The sequence below is a fragment of the Chimaeribacter arupi genome, from assembly GCF_002858805.1.
GTDB classification, from domain to species: Bacteria; Pseudomonadota; Gammaproteobacteria; order Enterobacterales; family Enterobacteriaceae; genus Chimaeribacter; species Chimaeribacter arupi.
In genome coordinates, this window is record NZ_PJZI01000045.1 from 1 (window position 1) to 21,904 (window position 21,904).

Here is a 21,904-nt window from a genome sequence, read left to right on the forward strand (position 1 = left end):
GGGTGAGCGGGCAGGACGCCCGCGAAAGACGCCCATGACAGGGACTGTCATTAGCGGCGGCCCGAAAAGCCCGGAGGCGGAGTGAGGGAACCCGCGGGAGCGGGCAATGATTCAGCCGGGGCACCGGAAGCGCGCGGGTGCAGGGCCGGCGCGCCGGCAGGCCCTGCTCGGTTGAGGCGCAGTGTCTCAGGCAACACGCGATGCCAGACAACCGAAACCCTCCACTGCCAGACAACCGAAACCCTCCACTGCCAGACAACCGAAACCCTCCACTGCCAGACAACCGAAACCTTCCACCGGCAGACAACCGGAATTGTCTCCAGGCCCAAATAAAAAAGCGCACCCTCTAAAGGATGCGCCCAAAACCTTCACCCCAAAACATCAGGAGCAAAAAATGAGGGTAATCAACTCAACCTGAATCAGGCGGCCACAACCTGCTTAATCGCGGCCTTCGCCTCTTCCTGCGCTTTGCTGGCCATTTCCGGGCCGTAACCCATGCCTTCCGCAAACACGAACTCGATGTCAGTGATGCCGATGAAGCCCAGGAACAGCGTCAGGTACGGGTTCACCAGGTCAGCCGGGGTATCTTTGTGGATGCCGCCGCGGGTGGTCAGGATCACCGCACGTTTGCCTTTTACCAGGCCTTCCGGGCCGTTTTCGGTGTAACGGAAGGTGACGCCGGCACGGGCAATCAGGTCAAAGTAGTTTTTCAGCTGGGTGGAGATATTGAAATTGTACATCGGTGCCGCCATAACGATGACGTCATGCGCCTGCAGTTCTTCAATCAATTCGTTGGAGAGGGCCAGCGCCTCTTCCTGACGCGGGGTCAGCGGCGCGTCGGACGGGCGCAGCGCGCCGACCAGCTCACCGTCCAGTACCGGTACCGGGTTGGCAGCCAGGTCACGCACAGTGATTTCATCTGCCGCGTGCGCTGCTTTCCACTCTTCAGTGAAGAAGTCAGCCAGTTGATTCGATTGTGAATAGGTCGCCAGGATGCTTGATTTCAGTACCAGAACTTTACTCATAGGTCATTCCTTAGTTCGTCATGTCAGGGCTGTGTGCCCGTTGAATGGTTGCTACTGTAGGGGCAAAGCCACAACAGTAAAAGCGCAATATTTCGAGCACTCTATTCGATTTTATTGAACAAGCAGAACCGCTGGCCGTGCGAAGGGTGCCGGAGCAGCCCCGGCCTGTGCTACCATAAAAACCAGTATGGCCCGCCAAAGCCGAACTCTTTCAGAATCAAGTGCCTTCCGGGCGCTTGCCAGCAACAAGGAACACCATTGTGAAATCTCCGCTCGCGGCATTGGCCCAGCACCTGCCGGACCTGATGCTCCGTGACCAACAGCGCCTGCAGCGTCGCCTGCAGGGTGCCCGCAAGGTCAGTAATCCGCAGGCACAGGAGGCGATCGCCGCCGAACTCAGCCAGGACATCGAGGCAGCCCGCCAGCGGGTGGCCCAGCGTATGGCCGCGCGCCCGCGCATCACCTACCCGGAAAACCTGCCGGTCAGCCAGAAAAAACAGGCGATCCTGGAGGCAGTGCGCGACCATCAGGTGGTGATTGTGGCCGGTGAAACCGGCTCCGGTAAAACCACCCAGTTGCCGAAAATCTGTATGGAGCTCGGGCGCGGCATCAAAGGCCAGATCGGCCATACCCAGCCGCGGCGGCTGGCGGCGCGCACCGTGGCCAACCGTATCGCCGACGAGCTGGAAACCACGCTCGGCGGGGCCATCGGCTATAAAGTCCGGTTTAACGATCAGGTCAGTGACACCACCCAGGTGAAACTGATGACCGACGGCATCCTGCTGGCGGAGATCCAACAAGACCGGCTGCTGATGCAGTACGACACCCTGATCATCGATGAGGCGCATGAACGCAGCCTCAACATTGACTTTATCCTCGGTTACCTGCGCCAGTTGCTGCCGAAACGCCCGGATCTCAAGGTGATCATCACCTCGGCCACCATCGATCCGCAGCGTTTTTCACGCCACTTCAACAATGCGCCGATTATCGAAGTCTCCGGCCGGACTTACCCGGTGGAAGTCCGTTACCGCCCGGTGGCGGATGACGCGGACGACACCGAGCGCGACCAGTTACAGGCGATTTTTGACGCGGTCGAGGAGCTGGGGCGCGAGGGGCCGGGCGACATCCTGATCTTTATGAGCGGTGAGCGTGAAATCCGTGACACGGCGGACGGCCTGAACCGGCTTAACCTGCCGCATACCGAGATCCTGCCGCTCTATGCGCGCCTCTCCAACAGCGAACAGAACCGGGTATTCCAGTCCCATTCCGGGCGGCGCATCGTGCTGGCCACCAACGTGGCGGAAACCTCGCTGACGGTGCCGGGCATTAAATATGTGATTGACCCCGGCACCGCACGCATCAGCCGCTACAGCTTCCGCACCAAAGTGCAGCGGCTGCCGATTGAGCCGGTGTCACAGGCGTCAGCCAACCAACGCAAAGGGCGCTGCGGGCGTGTCTCCGAAGGGATCTGTATCCGGCTGTATGACGAGCAGGATTTCCTGTCACGCCCGGCCTTTACCGACCCGGAGATTCTGCGCACCAACCTGGCGTCCGTGATCTTACAGATGACCTCGCTCGGGCTGGGCGACATCGCTGCCTTCCCGTTTGTGGAAGCGCCGGACAAGCGCAACATCCAGGATGGCGTGCGCCTGCTGGAGGAGCTGGGGGCAATCCACACCAATGAGAAGGGCCACTACCAGCTGACCGCGCAGGGCCGGCAACTGGCCCAGTTGCCGATTGACCCGCGGCTGGCGCGCATGGTGCTGGAAGCGCAGAAAAACGGCTGCGTACGCGAGGTGATGATCATCACGGCCGCGTTGTCGATCCAGGATCCGCGCGAGCGGCCGCTCGACAAGCAGCAGGCCTCGGATGAGAAACACCGCCGCTTTGCCGACAAAGACTCTGATTTCCTGGCCTTTGTGAACCTGTGGGACTACCTGAAAGAGCAGCAGAAAGCGCTGTCGTCGGCGCAGTTCCGCAAGCTCTGCCGCAGTGATTTCCTCAACTATCTGCGGGTGCGCGAGTGGCAGGACATCTACACCCAGCTGCGCCAGGTGGTGAAAGAGCTGGGGCTGCCGGTCAACAGCCTGCCGGCGGAGTACCGCGAGGTGCATTGCGCGCTGTTGACCGGCCTGCTGTCGCACATCGGCCAGAAAGACGCCGAAAAACAGGAGTTCACCGGCGCGCGCAACGCCCGCTTTGCGGTGTTCCCCGGCTCCGGGCTGTTCAAGAAGCCGCCGAAGTGGCTGATGGTGGCCGAGCTGGTGGAAACCAGCCGCCTGTGGGGGCGCATTGCGGCGAAAATTGAGCCGGAGTGGATCGAGCCGCTGGCCCAGCACCTGATCAAGCGCAGCTACAGCGAACCGCACTGGGAGAAATCGCAGGGGGCGGTGATGGCGACGGAAAAAGTCACGCTGTTCGGCCTGCCGATTGTGGCGGCGCGCCCGGTCAACTACAGCAAAATCGACCCGGCGCTCTGCCGCGAGCTGTTTATCCGCCATGCGCTGGTGGAGGGCGACTGGCAGACGCGCCACGCCTTCTTCCGCGCCAACCTGAAATTGCTGGCGGAAGTGGAGGAGCTGGAGCACAAGTCCCGCCGCCGCGACATTCTGGTGGATGACGAAACGCTGTTCGCCTTCTATGACCAGCGCATCGGCCATGAGGTCATCTCGGCCCGGCACTTTGACAGCTGGTGGAAAAAACAGCCTGCCGATCTGCTCAACTTTGAGAAAGCGATGCTGATCAAAGAGGGCGCGGCCAGCATCAGCGCACTGGATTACCCGAACTTCTGGCATCAGGGCAACCTGAAACTGCGGGTGACCTACCAGTTTGAACCGGGTGCGGATGCCGACGGCGTCACGGTGCATATCCCGTTGCCGCTGCTGAACCAGGTGGAGGAGCAGGGCTTCGAGTGGCAGATCCCCGGCGTGCGGCGCGAGCTGATTATTGCGCTGATCAAATCACTGCCGAAACCGGTGCGGCGTAACTTTGTCCCGGCACCGAACTATGCCGAGGCGTTCCTGGCGCGTACCACGCCGCTGGCGATGCCGCTGCTGGACGCGCTGGAAAAAGAGCTGCGCAAAATGACCGGCGTCACGGTGTCCCGCGAGGACTGGCAGTGGGATCAGGTGCCCGATCACCTGAAAATCACTTTCCGGGTGGTGGATGAGAAAAACAAAACGCTGCGCGAAGGCAAAGACCTGGCCGCGCTGCGCAGCCAGCTGAAAGAGAAAGTGCAGGAGACGCTCTCCGCGGTGGCGGATGACGGCATCGAGCAGAGCGGCCTGCACCTCTGGAGCTTTGGCGCGCTGCCGGAACGCTACGAGCAAAAACGCGGCGGCTATGAAGTCCGCGCTTTCCCGGCGCTGGTGGATGAGAAAGAGAGCATCGGCATCCGGCTGTTTGACAGCGAGCCGGAACAGCAGCAGGCGATGTGGCAGGGCACGCGCCGCCTGTTACTGCTGAATATCCCGTCGCCGATCAAGTACCTGCATGAGAAGCTGCCTAACAAAGCCAAGCTGGGGCTGTACTTCAACCCGTACGGCAAAGTGCTGGAGCTGATTGATGATTGCATCGCCTGCGGCGTCGACAAGCTGATCGCCGAATTTGGCGGCCCGGCCTGGGATGAGGCGAACTTTGCCCGCCTGCATGAATTTGTGCGGGCGCGCCTCAACGAGACGGTGGTGGAGATTGCCCAGCAGGTCGAGCAGATCCTGACGGCGGTGTTCAACATCAATAAACGGTTGAAAGGGCGGGTGGACATGTCGATGGCGCTGGCGCTCTCTGACATCAAGAGCCAGATGGCCGGGCTGGTCTACCGGGGCTTTGTGACCCGCAACGGCTGGAAAAAACTGCCGGATACCCTGCGTTATCTCCAGGCGATTGAGCGGCGGATGGAGAAACTGCCGACCGATCCGCACCGCGATCGTGCCCAGATGCTGAAAGTGGAGCAGGTGCAGCAGGCGTGGCAGCAGTGGCTGAACAAACTGCCGCCCGCCCGGCGTGACGCCCCGGAGGTGACGGAGATCCGCTGGATGATTGAGGAGCTGCGCGTCAGCTATTTTGCGCAACAACTCGGTACGCCATACCCGATCTCCGACAAACGTATCCTGCAGGCTATGGAGCAGCTGAGCTAGCCCCGGCGCGCGGGTCCAGCGCCGCCAACTGCGCCCGGATGGCCGTGACGGCCAGGGCGCGGTTATCCGCGCGGTAGCGGTCCTCCGCGGAGGGGGCAGAGCTTTGCACCGCAATCAGCGACCAGCCTTGTTCTCCCTGCCTGAGTAACAACGGTGATCCGCTGTCACCGGGCAGGGTGTCACACTGGTGCGACAGCACGCCGCTTTGCGCCCAGCCGGTCACCAGACAGTCATGGTGGCTGTAGAGCGTTTCCAGGTGATCTTCCGGGTAGCCGGCCTGCGTCACTTTGCGTTCAGCCAGCTTCAGCGCGGTGGTGAGTTCCTGTTGCGACCCCTGCCAGAGCGGCAGCGGTTTCAGCGGCACCTTCACGCCTTCCGGCAGGCGGATCAGCGCGAAATCCCAGATTGCCGCTTTTGGCGGCACAATCCAGCCATCACCTTCAGCCTTGAGTTTCTTGCCCAACTCCTTGTTCACCAGCGTTTGTAATTTGGTGTATTCGTAACGCCATTTCCCGCCGCGGCTGACAAAGCGCAGCGCCACGGCGCGGTCAATCACGCCCGGTGGCGACAGCACGCAGTGGCCGGCCGTCAGCGCCAGATGGGGGGAGATCAGGGTGGCGCTGCACAGATTGCCGCTGACGGTTTCCACCTGGCCGATAGCCTGCCACGGCCAGTCGGTGGCGTGGGAAGGGCGGGTGCGATCGTCATGGCCGAAGAACAGCCGGGTTTGCTCACTTTCCGGGGCATCCGCGTGTGCCGGTAGCGCACATAACCCCCATAAACAGACAACAACTAGCGACATGCGCATAACAATCTGGCCTTGAAAAGGGGATATCCCTAACATTTTTTATATAAGTAACTATAGCTGTATTCATCTTCAGTATGAATTGGTGCCATTTGATTTTGCGAAGGATTTCTTTCGCTTACCGGGCACCGGTCACAAATAGCCACCCTCAAAGATAACAGCAGACGGCAATCAGGCCACAGAGGATCAGGGCGGCCAGAATAATTTCAAACAGGTAGCGGCGCAGCATATCCATCCTGCCTCATCAACGGGGCCTGATATAAAAAACCCGGCATAAGCCGGGTGTCAGACGGTAGACGTGCCGGTACCACAACGGTATGGCAAGGCCGTGATGTGATAGTAGGGCGGTTGGCGGGCGCTTTCCGTGAGTGATTGGTGTCGGCGTGTAACCGAATGTACGGCAGGAAAAACAGGGGAAGCGGGTAACCTTCCCGGTATGTCCGGGAGAGGCGCTTATTAGTTACAACATACTAATAGTGACTTTATAGCCTCACCTCAGCAAAAGAAAACGGGCCGGAAAAGCCGGCCCGGCATCACTATAAATAACGGCTTTCCAGATGCTGACGGAACCATGCGGGGTTCAATGGCTCGCCGGTGGCGCGGGTCATCAGCTCATCCGTGGAGAAACGGCTGCCGTGCAGCCAGATATTCTGTTTCAGCCAGTCAAACAGGCCCGTCAGGTTGCCGCCGGCAATGTCCTGTTGCAGCGTCGGTAAGGCACGGTTAGCTGCCTGGAACAGTTGGGCGGCGTACATTGCGCCCAGCGTATAGGTCGGGAAATACCCGATCGCGCCGTCCGTCCAGTGGATGTCCTGCATACAGCCATTGCGGTAGTTCCCACGGGTATCCAGCCCCAGATAGTGCTGCATTTTTTCATCCCACAGGGCAGGGATGTCATCTACCTCGATCTCACCCTCAATCAGCGCCTTTTCGATCTCATAACGCAGGATGACGTGCGCCGGGTAGCTCACCTCATCCGCATCCACGCGGATGAGGCCCGCCTGCACGCGCTGGTTCAGGCGCAGGAAATTCTGTTCGCTGAGTGCTTCCTGCTCGCCGAAAGCCGCGATGACCAGCGGGCGCAAGCATTGCAGGAATGGGGCACTGCGCGCCAGTTGCATCTCAAACAGCAGGCTCTGGGATTCATGGACCGCCATTGAACGGGCGAGGGCGACCGGCTGGCCGGCCCACTCACGCGGCAGGTTCTGCTCATAACGGGCGTGGCCGGTTTCATGCACGATGCCCATCAGCGCCGTCAGGAAATCCTCCGGGTTGTAACGCGTGGTGATACGCACATCCTCCGGCACGCCGCCGCAGAACGGGTGCGCGCTGACGTCAACCCGGCCGCCGTCAAAGTTAAAGCCGAGCAGCGCCATCACCTTCAGGCTCAGCGCCTGCTGGGCGTCTACCGCAAACGGGCCTTGCGGCGTCAGGCAGGTTTCGCTGCGCTGCTTTTCGGCCACCCGCTGCAACAGATCCGGCAGCCACTGTTTCAGGTCACCGAACAGGGTATCAAGCCGGGCGCTGGTCATCCCCGGTTCATACAGGTTCAGCAGCGCATCGTACCGGCCGGTACCGGCGGCCTGGGCGCGGATGGCCGCTTCTTCGCGGCTCAGGCGCACCACCTCTTTCAGGTTGGCGGCGAAACCTTGCCAGTCATTCGCCGGGCGCTGGCTGCGCCACGCATGTTCGCACCGCGCCCCCGCCAGCGATTTCGCCTCAACCAGCGAGGCAGGCAGCAGCACGGCGTTGTCATAGGCACGCTGCATCTCCAGCAGGTTGGCGCGCGCGGCGTCATCCAGCGTCTCCTGGTGCGCCTGCGCCAGCCAGTCACCCACCTCCGGGGCAGTCAGGATGCCGTGGCACAGCACGCTCAGCTCGGCCAACGCTTCCGAACGTGCCTGGCTGCCCTGCGGCGGCATCATGGTTTGCATGTCCCACCCGGCGATCGCCGACAGATGGCCGAAACGGGAGAGCCGGGTAAAGGTGCGTTGCAGGTGGGAATAAGCAGAAGTCATCACATTCTCCATAATGGGTACGTTCTTTAAGAATATCGGGTAACGGGGCGCTCAGCGCGGTTCGCCCGGCAGGCTCAGGGCCGCTTTTACCGGCCAGCAGAAGCGGAAACAGGCACCGCCCAGCGGGCTGGTTTCCACAAACACCCGGCCCTGGAACGCCTGCGCAATGGAAAACACAATCGCCAGCCCCAGGCCACAGCCGCCGGTGGCGCGGTCACGGCTCGGGTCGAGGCGGACAAAGGGCTCAAATACCCGCTCGCGCGCCTCCGGTGGAATGCCGGGGCCATCATCCTCTACCTGTAAACAGGCTTCCTCGCCGTTGAGCCAGAGGCTGATGCGCAAATGCAGGGTGGCATAGCGCAGGGCATTATTCACCAGATTATCCAGCACCCGCTCCATCAGCCGCTGGTCAATGGCACCGTAATCGCCCCGGTGCGGCATCGCCAGCGTGACCTCGCGCTGCGGGTTGACCAGCCGGATATCCTCCACCCGGTCAGCCAGCCAGGCGGGCAGATCCACCGGGTCAAGCTTCAGTGCCACCTGCGGGCGGTCGAGGCGCGCATAGGTCAGCAGCTCATCAATCAGCGATTCAAGCTGGCCGATGTCACGGTTCAGGGCGGTGTGCTCGCTCTCTTCCAGGTTGTCACTCATCGCCAGCCGGTAACGCAGCCGCACCAGCGGCGTGCGCAGTTCGTGGGCGATGCCGTCAATCAGCTGTTTTTTGCTGGCAATCAGGGTATTGATGTTGTCCGCCATCTGGTTGAAGGCGATACCGAGCCGGTTCAGGCTGGACGTGCTGTCGAAATGCGTGCGCTCGTCCAGGTGCCCGGCCCCCAGCCGCTGGGCGGCGTTCTCCAGTTGCATCAGGTCACGCCAGTGGGGCCGCATCCACAGAAAGACCGGCAACGCCAGCGACAGCCCGATAAACAGCAGCAGCGCCAGATCCAGCAGCCGCATCTCATGCAGGTAGAAGAGGTAAGGGATCGGCCCGACCACCAGAACGTAATGGCTGCGCGGCACCCGTTGCATGAAGGTGTACTCATCATCCAGCGCCACAATCTCCCCCAGCCGCAGGCGGCGGTCGAGGTCAGCGCCCAGCGAGCGTTTGCCGAGCGGCTCAATATGCAGCTTGAACGAGAGGTTCAGGTCGAGCGTGGTCAGGGTTTTGTTCCAGTCGCGCATCGGGATCTCCCGCAGCTCGCTGCGCATCAGGTAGAGCGAGCTTTTCATCAGGTCATCCATCGACTGCCGCCCGGCGCGCTCCGCCGTGACTTTGTACACCAGCCCGACCAGCATCGCCATCACCAGAAAACAGACAAACAGCAGCAGGAAGAACTGGATAAACAGCTTTCTCATGGCTGCGCCGTCTCCCAGGCGTTGGGGGCGAACAGGTAGCCCTTGTTGCGCACTGTCTTGATGCGGAACGGCTCCAGCGCGTTGTCATAGAGTTTGCGCCGCAGGCGGGAAATCGCCACATCGATGCTGCGGTCCAGGCCGTCATAACTTACGCCGCGCAGCGTTTTCAGGAGCGCCTCGCGATCCATAATCTGCCCTGCATGGGTGGCCAGCTCCCACAGCAGGTCAAAGTCTGACGTGGAAAGGGTGATGGTTTCACTGCCCAACGTCACCTCGCGGTTAACCGGATCAATGCACAGCTGGCCGATATGCAGGGCATTGCGCGACAACAGCGGCGGCTCGTCACGCACCGGTTGCTGGCTGTGCTGGCGCAGGTGCAGGCGCAGCCGCGCCAGCAGCACCGCCGGCGGCGTGGTTTTCAGGATATAGTCATTCGCGCCCATCTCCAGCGACAGGATATGGTTCATGTCACTGTCCAGCGAGGTTAACAGCACAATCGGGCCGGGAAACTGCGGCCGCAAATCGCGGCAGAGCGTCATGCCGTCTTTGCCGGGCAGCATGATGTCAAGCAGCACCAGATCGGGCTGTTCGCGCGCAATCACCGCCTGGGCGGTATCGCCGCGCGGCTCCACCACCACGTCAATATCATGTTTGCCCAGATAGGCGGCAATCAGCTTGCCGACCTCCGGATCGTCTTCGACGAACACTATTCTATGCATAACGTTATACAAAATAAGGAAACGAAAGGAGCCGGAAGCCCAGCATAACGCGTGCCGGGCAGGGATGCCACGCCGCAATGGTAATAGGGTATGAGCAGGGCGGCCGCAATTATTCAGGGTGACAATGAATCATTACAGTTTATCCTGTTTTATGAATGGACTGTTGCTGGCAATCCCCCAGCCGGTTATGCCATGATAAGCGCCGTTACCTTTGAAACGTCTTTTCAATGAATCATTTCAATGCCAAACACTGGCCAGGAGAGGAACAGGGGATGACGACAGATCGCCTTGCATCCGTTGCGGGCAGTGAACGAGTCTGCTTCAATTACATGGAGTATCTCTCTGCGTCGTGCAAGAAACAGTGGCGTTTCGTTGATGCGATTTATGGTGTCCTGCCCATTTTTGGTCTGGTGCTGAAATCCCGCGCGGTGGATGCCCAGTCGCGGCAGGAGCAACTCAAGGAACTGGCGTTGCAGGTGGTCTCCACCCAGGTCAGTGACGAAGTGAATATTGCCCGGCTGATTTTGCTGGCCAGGCAGCAGGGGTTGCGTACGGTAGACATCTGCCTGCCTTACGCGCTGACGCCGGAACAACTGGCTGTGGTGCGGGAGGAGTGCGAGCAGGATGTGATGCTGGAGCAACACGGTGAATGTCTGACCGTCACCCTGAATGCCGCCACGCATTAAGCGCGCGTGCTGAGATAAAAAAGGCCGTATCTTTCGATACGGCCTTTTTGTTTTCTGCGGTTGCCCGGTTTACTGCATCATCATCCAGCCGGCCGGCAGGCTTGCCAGCAGCAGCAGGGCGACGCCCGTCCACTCCAGCCGGTTCAGGGCCTTCGGTGCCGCATGGCCGCGGCGGGCATACAGGAACACCAGCACACCCGGCGCATACAGCAGCACCGACAGCAGCAGGTGCATCAGCCCGGAGGCGTAGAGCATCCACACGCCATAGGCGCAGGCCCCACATGCGGCCAGCGTCAGGCGCAGGTCACGGCGCTGGCGGGCCAGCTTGAATAAGAATGCACCCACCAGCAGGTAAGGCACCAGAATCATCTCGGAGGCGATGGTCAACAGGTTGTTATAATCGCTGCCGGTCAGCCAGATCAGCACCAGCGACAGCTGCACGGAGCCGTTGGTCATCCAGAGTGACGGGGCCGGGGCGTCATATTTGTTCTGCCCGTGGAAAATACGCGGGAAGGCACCCTGTTCAGCCGCCAGCAGCGGCACTTCCGCTGCCATAATGGTCCAGCTCAGGTAGGCGCCGCACACCGAAATAATCAGCCCGGCGGCGATAATGATCTGGCCGTAAGGCCCCATCAGATCCACCATCAGCCCGGCCATCGACGGGTTACGCATCTCCGCCAGCTCCGCACGCGGCAGCACGCCGAGTGACAGCAGGGTAATCAGCAGGTAGACGCCGAGCGCGCTCACCACCGCCAGCATCGTTGCGCGGCCGACGTCACGTTTGTTCTTCGCCCGTGCGGACACCACCACCGCGCCCTCCACACCGATAAACACCCACAGCGTAAACAGCATGGTGTCTTTCACCTGTTGCCACACCGGGGTACCCAGCGCCAGGCCTTTGAAGTCCAGTTTGAACGTGTCGAGCTTAAAGGCGAGGGCGGCCAGCACCACAAACAACCCCAGCGGCAGCAGCTTGGCCAGCGTGGCCGCCATATTGATCCCGGCGGCGGTTTTCACCCCGCGCAGCACCAGCGCATGCACGCCCCACAGCAGGATCGATTCGCCGATCAGCGCCTGCCAGGTGTTGCCGTCACCAAAGATGACCCTGTCCGGCGTGTCGGTAAAGAAGCTTATCGCCGCAAACACAATCACCAGATAAGAGACGTTGGCGATCACCGCGCAGAGCCAGTAGCCCCAGGCGGAACAGAAGCCGATCAGTTCGCCGAAGCCCTCTTTGGCATAGGTGAAGATGCCGCCGTCCAGATCCGGCCGTAACCGGGAGATCAGCAGCATCGCCATCGCCAGGAAAAGAATGCCGACGCCGGTAATGCCCCAGCCGATCAGCAGGGCGGCGGGGCTGGCAACGGCCGCCATATTTTGCGGCAGGCTGAAGACACCGGCCCCCAGCATGGAGCTGAGCACCAGCGCGGTGAGTGCGGTTAACCCTAGTTTTTTTTCCAATGTCCTATTCCAATGCAGAATAAATGACCAAGTGTTAAATTCAAGTCAGCACAATGTTGCTGCGCCGCTTACTTATGTCGGGGGATTGCCCTGAAAAAGTGGGCAGATTCTACGGAGTGATGCCGGGCGATGCAATGATTGCGGCATAAAATTATGCAGGCGATCCGCATAAATAAACAACGCGGCTTCCCGCCCGCCGGGACGTGGCGGAAAAGCCAATAAAAAAAGGCAGCCGGGGCTGCCTTGGCAAAATGGGGCAGATTACTTGTAAAGATCGGCGCTGATGGTCAGGTTGCCGCCGCTCTGGTTCTGTTCCCACTGGCGGGTGATGTGGTAGTACTTCGCGCCTTTGTCTGCGGCACGCTTGGCGACTTCCGACGAGATGTCGGTCATGCTGCCGAAGTGGCCGGTGAAGGTCACGGAGTCGAACGGCACCATCTGCGCCGCCGTGGCGTTATTCAGTTCCTGAATTTTGGTTCCGTTCGGCAAGGTCACGGTGTAGCGTTCACCGGTGGAGGACTGGGTCTCAAAGAAACGGCCTACGTCACGGCTTGGTGTGCCGGAAGAGGCCACGCCTGGGATCTCCACCTTCTCTGCGGCCGCACCGCCGGTCGCCAACGCGGCTTTCGCGGCGTCAGAATCGGCCGGGATCACATCCGGGCTTTGCAGTTTGCGTTCTTTGGCATCTTTCTTATACACATAAGCCGTCACGAACTGGTTGCCGCCCTGGTTGGCGTCAATCTGGCGGACAATAAAGAACGCATCCGCGTCTTTTTTCGCCGCGGCTTTGGAGACGGCGTCGCTGATGTCCGGCTGGCTGCGGAAGAAGCCGCTGACGGTCACCGTGTCATACGGTTCCAGGCGGTAGGCTTCCGGCTTCGGCAGCTCACGCACTCCGTTGAAAACGCGGTATTCGGTTTTTTGCGTATCCGCGGCGTTGGTGTCGTTGTGGTAAAGGTCGGCCGTAACCCGCCAGTTGCCGCCATTGTTGCTATTATTGATGTCCTGAATATAGAAGGCATCCGCCCCTTGTTTATCCGCTTTACGGGACACGGCTGTCGCCGCCTCGTTAATGGCGTTGAACCGGCCGCTGACGGTGATGCGGTCAAACGGTTTCAGGGCTGCGGCTTTCTCTGGAGTAAGTTCCTGCGCGGCGTGAGCAGCAGAGAGCGCAGAAATTGAAAACAGGGCTGATGCGATAATCGTGTTCTTCAGCTTCATAATAAATCCTTTCGCCTTGCGCATTTACATAAGTAACGTGCTGACTTCTTGTTATGTAACAGTAATGTATAACAAAACAGCGATAATTATTACATGTAAACAGGTTAGGTGTCTCAGCTATTTATGTCACCTGCCGCGAAGACACAGGGTAGCCGGCGCGGACGGGGTTAATGCCATAATGTGAAGTAGTTTTGCTTATAACGCAATGCAGCGCATAAACAGCAATAATTAACACTATTCTAACCTTCAGGCAGGCCGCGCCGGTCACCGCATGGCAACAGGTTTTAGCTCAACGGCGATAGTTTGCAAATATTTAGACAAAATGTTGCTTTTATTTGAAATGAAAAGCGTAAAAAAGCGTGCTGCCTTCCATTTTTAACAAAAAAAGTCCGGCCTGCTGGGCGCTTTATAGATCATAGTTCACATATTCAGTAGTTTATATCGGTTCTGTAACGGGTTATTCCGTCACCAGGCAGCGGGTTATCGCCGGCCGGAACCGTGCAGTGGCACAACAATTACCACCTCTACAACAACCACCTCTTAACGGTAAAAGGATCATTATGCGTATTGGTGTACCTAAAGAGCGGGCGGCCAATGAAGCCCGGGTGGCCGCCACACCGAAAACGGTGGAGCAGCTGCTGAAATTAGGGTTCAGCGTCGCTGTTGAACAGGGCGCGGGGCAGGCCGCCAGCTTCGGGGATCAGGCGTTTCAGGACGCGGGCGCGGTCATCACCGACAGCCATGAGATCTGGCAGGCGGACATCATCCTGAAAGTGAACGCACCGGACGCCCGTGAGGTTGCGCTGCTGCAACCGGGCACGACACTTATCAGTTTCATCTGGCCGGCACAGAACCCGGAACTCTTGCAGCAACTGGCCGGGCGCCAGGTCACGGTGCTGGCGATGGATTCCGTGCCGCGCATCTCGCGCGCGCAATCCCTGGATGCCCTCAGCTCAATGGCCAACATCGCCGGTTACCGGGCGATTGTGGAAGCCGCGCATGAATTCGGCCGCTTCTTTACCGGCCAGATCACCGCCGCCGGCAAAGTGCCGCCGGCCAAAGTGATGGTGATTGGTGCCGGGGTGGCCGGGCTGGCCGCCATTGGGGCCGCCGGCAGCCTGGGGGCCATCGTGCGCGCCTTCGACACCCGCCCGGAAGTGAAAGAGCAGGTGCAGAGTATGGGCGCCGAATTCCTGGAGCTGGATTTTGAAGAAGAAGCGGGCAGCGGTGACGGTTACGCCAAAGTGATGTCCGAGGCCTTTATCCAGGCGGAGATGGCGCTGTTTGCCGCGCAGGCGCAGGAGGTGGACATCATCGTCACCACGGCCTTGATCCCCGGCCGCCCGGCACCAAAACTCATTACCCGCGAGATGGTGGCCTCAATGAAGGCGGGCAGCGTGATTGTTGACCTGGCGGCGCAAACCGGCGGCAACTGTGAATTAACGGTGGCTGACCAGATTACGGTGACAGAAAACGGCGTGCGCATCATCGGCTATACCGACCTGCCGAGCCGTCTGCCGACCCAGTCCTCCCAGCTGTACGGCACCAACCTGGTGAACCTGCTGAAACTGCTCTGCAAAGAGAAAAACGGTGAGGTGGTGATCGACTTTGACGACACCGTGATCCGTGGCGTCACGGTGGTCAACCGCGGTGAAATCACCTGGCCGGCCCCGCCGATTCAGGTCTCGGCCCAGCCGAAAGCGGCGGCCGCGAAGGCGGAGCCGCAGGTGAGTGCGCCAACCGCGCCGCCGTCCCCGTTCAAAAAATATGCCTTCCTGGCGCTGGCCATCATTCTGTTCGGCTGGCTGGCCAACGTCGCGCCGCGTGAGTTCCTGTCGCACTTTACCGTGTTTGCGCTGGCCTGCGTGGTGGGTTACTACGTGGTATGGAACGTCAGCCATGCGCTGCATACGCCGCTGATGTCCGTTACCAATGCCATTTCGGGGATTATTGTGGTCGGGGCCTTGTTGCAGATTGGCCACGGTGGCTGGGTCAGTTTCTTCTCCTTTATTGCCGTGCTGATTGCCAGCATCAATATTTTCGGTGGCTTTACCGTCACGCAGCGCATGCTGAAAATGTTCCGGAAAAACTAAGAGGCCTTATATGTCTGAAGGATTGGTTACTGCAGCATATATTGTTGCCGCTGTTCTGTTTATTTTCAGCCTGGCTGGGCTGTCGAAACATGAAACCTCACGCCAGGGGAACCTCTTTGGCATCACCGGGATGGCGATTGCGTTGATTGCCACCATCCTCGGCCCCGATACCGGCCATGTCGGCTGGATTATTGTGGCGATGCTGATTGGCGGGGCCATCGGCATCCACCTGGCGCGTAAAGTTGAAATGACAGAAATGCCGGAGCTGGTGGCGGTGCTGCACAGCTTTGTCGGGCTGGCGGCGGTGCTGGTGGGGTTCAACAGCTACCTGGACCACGGCAGTGCGCCGATGATGCCGGTGATGGAAAACATCCACCTGACCGAAGTGTTCCTCGGGATCTTTATCGGTGCGGTGACCTTTACCGGCTCGATTGTGGCGTTCGGCAAACTGCGCGGCAAAATCTCCTCCAAACCGCTGATGCTGCCGAACCGGCATAAGCTGAACCTGGCCGCGCTGGTGGTGTCCGCGATGATGCTGATCATCTTTGTGCGCACTGACAGCGCCGGCTGGCAAGCCTTTGCCCTGCTGGTGATGACGCTGGTGGCCCTGGCGTTCGGCTGGCATCTGGTGGCCTCGATTGGCGGTGCAGACATGCCGGTGGTGGTATCGATGCTGAACTCCTACTCCGGGTGGGCAGCGGCGGCGGCCGGTTTCATGCTGAGCAATGACCTGCTGATCGTGACCGGGGCGCTGGTCGGCTCCTCCGGTGCGATTCTCTCCTACATTATGTGCAAGGCGATGAACCGCTCGTTTATCAGCGTGATTGCCGGGGGCTTCGGCACGGACGGATCGTCCACCGGCGAGGCCGAAGAGATGGGCGAGTACCGTGAAACCACGGCGGAAGAGGTGGCTGAGCTGCTGAAAAACTCCACCTCCGTGATCATCACCCCCGGCTACGGCATGGCGGTGGCGCAGGCGCAATACCCGGTGCATGACATCACCGCCAAACTGCGCGCGCGCGGCATCACGGTGCGTTTCGGCATCCACCCGGTCGCCGGGCGGTTACCGGGCCACATGAACGTGCTGCTGGCGGAAGCCAAAGTGCCGTATGACATCGTGCTGGAGATGGATGAGATCAATGAGGATTTCAGCGACACCGACACGGTGCTGGTGATCGGCGCAAATGACACGGTCAACCCGGCGGCGCAGGACGACCCGCGCAGCCCGATTGCCGGGATGCCGGTGCTGGAAGTGTGGAAAGCGCAGAATGTGATTGTGTTTAAACGCTCAATGAACACCGGCTATGCCGGGGTGCAGAACCCGCTGTTCTTCAAGGAAAACACCCAGATGCTGTTTGGCGATGCCAAAGAGAGCGTGGACAACATCCTGCGGGCGCTGTAACCGCCGGGAAACCACGGGAAACACCTCGTCACGTTATTCAGAAATAAACGTGCAGAAAATAAAAGGGTCGCCGCGGCGACCCTTTTTGCTGCCTGTTGACAGGCTTTTGCCTTTGACCCGCGTTTGCCGGTAACGGCGGCCCGGCGTCAGGCAACCGGGTTATTTTCGCTGGGCGGGGTAGGCTCCGCCGTCGGCATCTTCGGTTCCTGCTGCTCCGCTTCCAGCGGACAGACAAAATCATCCGGTTTCAGCGCAAGCAGGTCACATTTCAGGTGATCGATCACATGTTCCGTGGTGTTGCCGATAAAGGCCGCTGAAATCCCGGTGCGGCCGATGGTGCCCAGCACCACCACCCCGGCCTGAAGGTGCTCAGCCAGATCGGGGATCACCTCTTCCGGCAGCCCTTTTTCAACGTGGGTCATCTCTTCGCCCAGGCCGAATTTCTGCCGCAGGCTTTTCATCGCCAGCAGGTGCTGGCCGCGGATCGCATCGTTATAGACGCTGGGGTCAAAGTCCGGCAGCTCAATGGCGATATTGATCGGCGTGACCGGATAGGCACCGACCAGATGCACTTCGGTCTGGTTGACATTTTTCGCCAGCGCCAGCGTCTCGCTCACCAGTTTCAGGTTGAGCGGGTCGTGGTACGGCTCCTCACTGGAAAGGTTGACTGCCACCAGCGCTTTGCCGCCTTCCGGCCACGGCTGGTCTTTGACCATCCAGACCGGGCAGGGGCATTTGCGCAGCAGGTTCCAGTCGGTGGGGGTGAAAATCACCGACTCCAGCCGGTCATGCTGGTGGGTCATTTTCAGCACCAGATCGTGCTTCTCGGCCAGCACTTCCTGGATGATCGCTTCATAAGGGCGGTTATGCCACACCACTTTGATCTCGATCGGGACCCCGGCATCAATATAGTGACGGCACTGCTCACTAATCCAGGCTGCCCGCTGGCTGATCACGCCCTGACGCATGGCAGTCCGTTCATCAGGCGAAAGCAGGGTGGTCATTTCATACGAGAAATCATAAATGGACAAAAAGGCTTTGATGCGCCCGCCATTGTGCTGCACCAGGTAAACCGCGCGCCGCAGGGCGGGCTGGTCATCCTGGTTGGGGTCAATTGCCACCAGCAGATGTTGATAATTCGCCATAAGGTCCTCCTCACAGAGCTGTAAAATACAGACTGTCAGCTTACAGAGTAACTCAACATTGGCGAACAGGACAGACGGAGAAGTGAGTCGGATCAATAAATTGCTTGAATTTATTGATCCGGACCAATAGACAACTTGTATCAGTAACCGCCGGGAAAATCAGGCAACCTGACGCGGGTTTCCGGCAAGCTGGGCCAGCGCATCGCCATTTTCAATGGTGATGTACTTGCCTTTCACGCTGAGGATCTCACTTTTCTGGAAACGGCCGAGCAGGCGGCTGATGGTTTCCACGGTTAAGCCGAGATAGTTGCCGATGTCACCACGGGTCATGGTGAGGCGGAACTCACGCGGGGAGAAGCCGCGCTGGGCAAAACGGCGTGCCAGGTTGTAAATAAAGGCGGCCAGCCGCTCCTCCGCATTTTTCTTGGAGAGCAGCAGGATCATGTCCTGATCGCCTTTAATTTCGCCGCTCATCAGGCGCATCATCTGCTGGCGCAGGTTAGGCATCTTGCCGGAGAGGTCATCCAGCGTCTCGAACGGGATTTCGCACACCATCGACGTTTCGAGCGCCTGGGCAAAACTCGGGTGCTGATGGGTACTGATGGCATCAAACCCCACCAGATCGCCCGCCAGATGGAACCCGGTGATCTGCTCGTCACCCTGTTCAGTGATGGTATAGCTTTTGATGGTGCCGGAGCGGATGGCGTACAGTGATTTCAGTTCGTCGCCCGCCTGGAAAAGCGCCTGTCCTTTCTGAATCGGCTTCTTCCTTTCGATAATATTATCGAGCTGATCGAGTTCATGTTCGTTCAGGGTGAAGGGAATGCACAATTGGCTGATGCTGCAATCCTGGCAATGGATGGCACAACCGCCAGACTGGATACGTCGAATGATTCGCTGTTTTTCTGGGATCATAATAGTCGCTCAGGCAAGAATTGATATTGGTCAATTTTAACATCTTTTTTGGTCACTGATAAGCCACCCCAGAAGCGGTGTATGTCAAAAAAACGAGACAGGGCACGGAGTTAGCGATAGGCACATGAAAATAAAGACTTATTTTGCATAGGGAAATAACAGATAAATCCGGCTGGCGTTATTTTGTGCAAAAAAAACGTGACACCAAGCGCAAAATAAAAAGAAAAGCGGCGAGCAGGCCGGAGAAAAAAGGGCGCTGCCGCTATTTATCAGCATTTAAATTTAACTTAAAGCAAGCTTAACTGTTGTTTGTGCTGCACCGGTGCCCGGCCGGGAACCCCTTCATGGTGCAGCAGCCACTGCTTACGGTTAACGCCCCCGGCATAGCCGGTCAGGGTGCCGTTCGCGCCAATCACCCGGTGGCAGGGCACCACAATACTTATCGGGTTTGCGCCGTTGGCGGTGCCCACAGCGCGTGACGCACCGGGTACGCCAAGCTGCTGCGCCAGCGCGCCGTAGCTGAGGGTCTGCCCGCAGGGAATGGTACGCAACGCGGCCCACACCTGCCGCTGGAACGCGGTGCCGCCGGTGGCGACCGGCAGGGTGTCGATAATGCCCAGATCGCCGCTGAAATAGGCCTCCAGCGCGCTGGCGAGGCCGTGCGGGTTCACCGCTTCGCGCAGCACAAACCCCGGCTTGGCGTAATGCAGCGCCAGTAACCGCTGCATCCGGCCCTCAAACTCCTGCCACTCCACGCTGCGCAGGCAGCCTTGCTCATCCGCCACCACCAGCAGCTCGCCCAGCGGCGTCGGCATCTTCCCGATTAACAGTGTCAGCATCGTCACTCTCCTGAATGCTTGCCAGAACCTGCTTCAGTGTAACGCGCCGTGCCCCGGCAGTGTGCAGCTTTTTCTGCCTGGGTGCGGCCGCTGCACCGTCACCCGGCAACGCGGCGGTAAGGCAGGGCGCACGCAGCGCACAGGGGCGCCTTTGCACGCTGGCACAGCCTTTGCTTGTGCTTTTTATCATGATGCGCCGTTAGATAGTGGCGTGCCGCCAGGTGCAGATCCGTTACCCCGCATACCCGTGCCGCACGGCGGCAAGAGGAGAGAGTATGGCAGAGCAGGAGACCCGTTATCACGCCACGGAACCGGCATGGGCTGGCTACCCCCCGGCCACCCAGCCCGTGCGTCGCCCGGCGGGTGTTGTGCCGCAACACCTGCCGGAGCGCCGGCAGGCCAGCCACCTGTTTCTTGCCTGCACCCCGGCGCAGGCCGCTGACACGGAGCAACGTATGCGCAGCCTTTACCAGCGTCTGTTAATCGACATCCGCCGCTTTCACCGGCTGGCGCAGCGCCACTCAGACGGCCCGCAGGCCGCCGCCGGGGGCGCACTCGGCTGGGTAACGCGCGGCATGTTGCCCGCCTGCCTGGAACGCGTGCTGTTCGCGCTGGACGCCGATACCTTAAGCCCGGTGTTCCGCTCGCCGGACGGTTTCCATGTGATTTATTGCAGCGGCATCCGGCCGCACGGCGTCTGGTTGCCCGACGCGGGGTAAACCGCCATAAAAAATGCCGGTCAGTGGCCTGACCGGCATCTGTCATACGCAGCGGGCGTGAAGACCGCCTATTCCATGAAAAAAAGGCTACACGTCACCGGCGTTGTCTTTTTCCACCGCGTCGTAGATGCGTTCCAGCATATCCGGGAAGGCAGACTGGATGCGGCTCCAGCTCGGGATAAACGGTTTTTCGCTTGGCGTGTCCGTGAAGGCGGCACCCGCTTCCATGATCGCGTTGGAGAACATCTCCACGGCGGACTCTTCGCTGTGACGGTCAAACGTCAGGCCGTTCATGCGCGCGTCGTGGTCGAAGTCATCGATCATATCCAGTGCGGTGCGGTAGTAGGTGGCACGCAGCACGCGGAAGGATTCGCTGGTAATCGGCACGCCCAGGATCGCCAGTTTACGGTAGAGCGCTTTGGTGATGTCGATACTCATGCGTTGCAGGCCGGCCGTGGCGTCATCTTCTGACATCGGCTGGTGCTTGTGGTCATAGTTATCGGCAATATCCACCTGGCAGATGCGCTTGGTGGAGGTGGTGCGGTGCAGCTCAGAGAGCACGCCGATCTCCAGGCCCCAGTCACTCGGGATACGCAGGTCATTCAGCACATGGGTGCGCATCGCGAACTCGCCGGAGAGCGGGTAACGGTAGCTGCGCAGGTACTCCAGGAAGTCTGAGCGGCCGTACACGCGCTCCAGCGATTTCAGCAGCGGGTAAACCAGCAGGCGGCCCACGCGGCCGTTCAGTTTGCCGTTGGCCACACGCGCGTAATACCCCTTACAGAAGTCGTAATGGAAGTTCGGGTTGGCGATCGGGTACATCATGCGCGCCAGCATCTCACGGTTATAGGTGACAATGTCACAATCGTGCAGGCCGACGGCAGTGGTGCGGCGGGAGGCGAGGGTATACCCCACGCAGAACCAGACGTTACGGCCTTTGCCCGGCTCCTGCGGGGAGAGGCCCTCTTTCGCCAGTTCTTCATCCAGCGCTTTCAGGCGCGGGCCGTCATTCCACAGGATGCGGTGGCGCTGCGGCAGGCGGCTGAAGAACTCGCGGGCAAACAGGAACTGGTCACGGTCAGCGCGATCCAGGCCGATGACAATCTCTTCCAGGTAGTTCACCTTGCACAGCTCATCCACGATGTGCGTCAGCGCCGGGCCTTCCAGCTCAGAGAACAGGGAAGGCAGGATCAGCCCCATGGAACGTCGCCCGGAGAACACCTGAAGATCGTACTCCAGCTCCTCCAGCTTACGGCGGGAAAAGTTATGGAAGTTGGTAATCACACCGTCCTGATAAAAATCACTCATAAACGCTCCACTTTTAGAATTAATAAACGTATTGGGACTGTTGCCGCGCCCGGAGG

The 21,904-nt window shown here is 59.7% G+C and carries 17 protein-coding genes; 5 read left to right on the forward strand and 12 right to left on the reverse strand.

What is annotated here, in order from left to right; all coding sequences use genetic code 11:
• Window positions 1-419: 419 nt before the first annotated feature.
• Window positions 420-1,025 carry an FMN-dependent NADH-azoreductase gene (gene azoR, locus CYR52_RS20065; protein ID WP_072929818.1) on the reverse strand — a complete coding sequence of 202 codons (606 nt, stop codon included), beginning with the start codon at window positions 1,023-1,025 and terminating at the stop codon, window positions 420-422.
• Window positions 1,026-1,285: 260 nt separating this feature from the next.
• Here azoR and hrpA point away from each other — a divergent pair, with 260 nt between their 5' ends.
• The gene (hrpA, locus tag CYR52_RS20070) at window positions 1,286-5,161 is read left to right on the forward strand and encodes an ATP-dependent RNA helicase HrpA (protein WP_101829296.1); all 3,876 of its coding nucleotides are present in this window, start codon (window positions 1,286-1,288) and stop codon (window positions 5,159-5,161) included.
• Here hrpA and CYR52_RS20075 read toward each other — a convergent pair.
• From CYR52_RS20075 to rstA, 5 genes are all read right to left on the reverse strand, one after another.
• Window positions 5,142-5,969, reverse strand: coding sequence for a trypsin-like serine peptidase (locus CYR52_RS20075; protein ID WP_101829297.1), 828 nt, complete (start codon window positions 5,967-5,969; stop codon window positions 5,142-5,144). The two genes, hrpA and CYR52_RS20075, sit on opposite strands and share 20 nt — an antisense overlap.
• A 145-nt stretch (window positions 5,970-6,114) precedes the next feature.
• Window positions 6,115-6,201 (reverse strand): small membrane protein YdgU, encoded by an 87-nt coding sequence (ydgU, locus tag CYR52_RS23175; protein WP_476739375.1) that lies wholly within the window; start codon window positions 6,199-6,201, stop codon window positions 6,115-6,117.
• 301 nt (window positions 6,202-6,502) lie between these two features.
• Entirely contained in the window at window positions 6,503-7,984 is a 1,482-nt protein-coding gene (locus tag CYR52_RS20080) for a carboxypeptidase M32 (protein WP_165699103.1), read from the reverse strand.
• A gap of 51 nt (window positions 7,985-8,035) precedes the next feature.
• The gene (gene rstB / locus CYR52_RS20085; protein WP_072929809.1) at window positions 8,036-9,340 is read right to left on the reverse strand and encodes a two-component system sensor histidine kinase RstB; all 1,305 of its coding nucleotides are present in this window, start codon (window positions 9,338-9,340) and stop codon (window positions 8,036-8,038) included.
• Window positions 9,337-10,059 (reverse strand): two-component system response regulator RstA, encoded by a 723-nt coding sequence (rstA, locus tag CYR52_RS20090; RefSeq protein WP_072929807.1) that lies wholly within the window; start codon window positions 10,057-10,059, stop codon window positions 9,337-9,339. Before rstA ends, rstB begins: the two co-directional genes overlap by 4 nt.
• A 272-nt stretch (window positions 10,060-10,331) precedes the next feature.
• Here rstA and CYR52_RS20095 point away from each other — a divergent pair, with 272 nt between their 5' ends.
• A complete protein-coding gene (locus tag CYR52_RS20095; RefSeq protein WP_072929805.1) occupies window positions 10,332-10,745 on the forward strand; it encodes a hypothetical protein in 414 nt (137 codons plus the stop codon).
• A gap of 69 nt (window positions 10,746-10,814) precedes the next feature.
• Here CYR52_RS20095 and CYR52_RS20100 read toward each other — a convergent pair whose 3' ends face one another.
• Complete coding sequence (locus CYR52_RS20100) at window positions 10,815-12,206, reverse strand: amino acid permease (protein ID WP_101829299.1); 1,392 nt, start codon at window positions 12,204-12,206, stop codon at window positions 10,815-10,817.
• 261 nt (window positions 12,207-12,467) lie between these two features.
• On the reverse strand, window positions 12,468-13,427 hold the full coding sequence (ydgH, locus tag CYR52_RS20105; RefSeq protein ID WP_072929800.1) for a DUF1471 family protein YdgH: 960 nt from the start codon (window positions 13,425-13,427) through the stop codon (window positions 12,468-12,470).
• Between the two features lie 560 nt (window positions 13,428-13,987).
• Here ydgH and pntA point away from each other — a divergent pair.
• Entirely contained in the window at window positions 13,988-15,520 is a 1,533-nt protein-coding gene (pntA, locus tag CYR52_RS20110; RefSeq protein ID WP_072929798.1) for a Re/Si-specific NAD(P)(+) transhydrogenase subunit alpha, read from the forward strand.
• Window positions 15,521-15,530: 10 nt separating this feature from the next.
• A complete protein-coding gene (pntB, locus tag CYR52_RS20115) occupies window positions 15,531-16,922 on the forward strand; it encodes a Re/Si-specific NAD(P)(+) transhydrogenase subunit beta (protein WP_072929796.1) in 1,392 nt (463 codons plus the stop codon).
• Window positions 16,923-17,068: 146 nt separating this feature from the next.
• Here the strand turns inward: pntB and uspE are convergent, their stop codons facing one another.
• From uspE to ogt, 3 genes are all read right to left on the reverse strand, one after another.
• Window positions 17,069-18,067 (reverse strand): universal stress protein UspE, encoded by a 999-nt coding sequence (gene uspE, locus CYR52_RS20120; protein WP_072929794.1) that lies wholly within the window; start codon window positions 18,065-18,067, stop codon window positions 17,069-17,071.
• A gap of 159 nt (window positions 18,068-18,226) precedes the next feature.
• Window positions 18,227-18,982 (reverse strand): fumarate/nitrate reduction transcriptional regulator Fnr, encoded by a 756-nt coding sequence (gene fnr / locus CYR52_RS20125; RefSeq protein ID WP_072929791.1) that lies wholly within the window; start codon window positions 18,980-18,982, stop codon window positions 18,227-18,229.
• 287 nt (window positions 18,983-19,269) lie between these two features.
• Window positions 19,270-19,821, reverse strand: coding sequence for a methylated-DNA--[protein]-cysteine S-methyltransferase (gene ogt / locus CYR52_RS20130; RefSeq protein ID WP_101829300.1), 552 nt, complete (start codon window positions 19,819-19,821; stop codon window positions 19,270-19,272).
• Between the two features lie 275 nt (window positions 19,822-20,096).
• Here ogt and CYR52_RS20135 point away from each other — a divergent pair, with 275 nt between their 5' ends.
• Complete coding sequence (locus CYR52_RS20135; RefSeq protein ID WP_101829301.1) at window positions 20,097-20,540, forward strand: peptidylprolyl isomerase; 444 nt, start codon at window positions 20,097-20,099, stop codon at window positions 20,538-20,540.
• A gap of 87 nt (window positions 20,541-20,627) precedes the next feature.
• Here the strand turns inward: CYR52_RS20135 and CYR52_RS20140 are convergent, their stop codons facing one another.
• Complete coding sequence (locus CYR52_RS20140; RefSeq protein WP_072929785.1) at window positions 20,628-21,848, reverse strand: glycosyltransferase family protein; 1,221 nt, start codon at window positions 21,846-21,848, stop codon at window positions 20,628-20,630.
• Window positions 21,849-21,904: the final 56 nt, after the last annotated feature.

Excerpts from the sequence above, each read along its gene's own strand:
- rstB (WP_072929809.1), bottom strand. The coding sequence starts at position 9,340 with ATGAGAAAGCTGTTTATCCAGTTCTTCCTGCTGCTGTTTGTCTGTTTT.
- ogt (WP_101829300.1), bottom strand. The coding sequence starts at position 19,821 with ATGCTGACACTGTTAATCGGGAAGATGCCGACGCCGCTGGGCGAGCTG.
- CYR52_RS20095 (WP_072929805.1), top strand. The coding sequence starts at position 10,332 with ATGACGACAGATCGCCTTGCATCCGTTGCGGGCAGTGAACGAGTCTGC.
- pntB (WP_072929796.1), top strand. The coding sequence starts at position 15,531 with ATGTCTGAAGGATTGGTTACTGCAGCATATATTGTTGCCGCTGTTCTG.
- CYR52_RS20140 (WP_072929785.1), bottom strand. The coding sequence starts at position 21,848 with ATGAGTGATTTTTATCAGGACGGTGTGATTACCAACTTCCATAACTTT.
- CYR52_RS20080 (WP_165699103.1), bottom strand. The coding sequence starts at position 7,984 with ATGACTTCTGCTTATTCCCACCTGCAACGCACCTTTACCCGGCTCTCC.
- ydgH (WP_072929800.1), bottom strand. The coding sequence starts at position 13,427 with ATGAAGCTGAAGAACACGATTATCGCATCAGCCCTGTTTTCAATTTCT.
- rstA (WP_072929807.1), bottom strand. The coding sequence starts at position 10,059 with ATGCATAGAATAGTGTTCGTCGAAGACGATCCGGAGGTCGGCAAGCTG.
- CYR52_RS20135 (WP_101829301.1), top strand. The coding sequence starts at position 20,097 with ATGGCAGAGCAGGAGACCCGTTATCACGCCACGGAACCGGCATGGGCT.
- uspE (WP_072929794.1), bottom strand. The coding sequence starts at position 18,067 with ATGGCGAATTATCAACATCTGCTGGTGGCAATTGACCCCAACCAGGAT.
- fnr (WP_072929791.1), bottom strand. The coding sequence starts at position 18,982 with ATGATCCCAGAAAAACAGCGAATCATTCGACGTATCCAGTCTGGCGGT.
- ydgU (WP_476739375.1), bottom strand. The coding sequence starts at position 6,201 with ATGGATATGCTGCGCCGCTACCTGTTTGAAATTATTCTGGCCGCCCTG.
- azoR (WP_072929818.1), bottom strand. The coding sequence starts at position 1,025 with ATGAGTAAAGTTCTGGTACTGAAATCAAGCATCCTGGCGACCTATTCA.
- pntA (WP_072929798.1), top strand. The coding sequence starts at position 13,988 with ATGCGTATTGGTGTACCTAAAGAGCGGGCGGCCAATGAAGCCCGGGTG.
- CYR52_RS20075 (WP_101829297.1), bottom strand. The coding sequence starts at position 5,969 with ATGCGCATGTCGCTAGTTGTTGTCTGTTTATGGGGGTTATGTGCGCTA.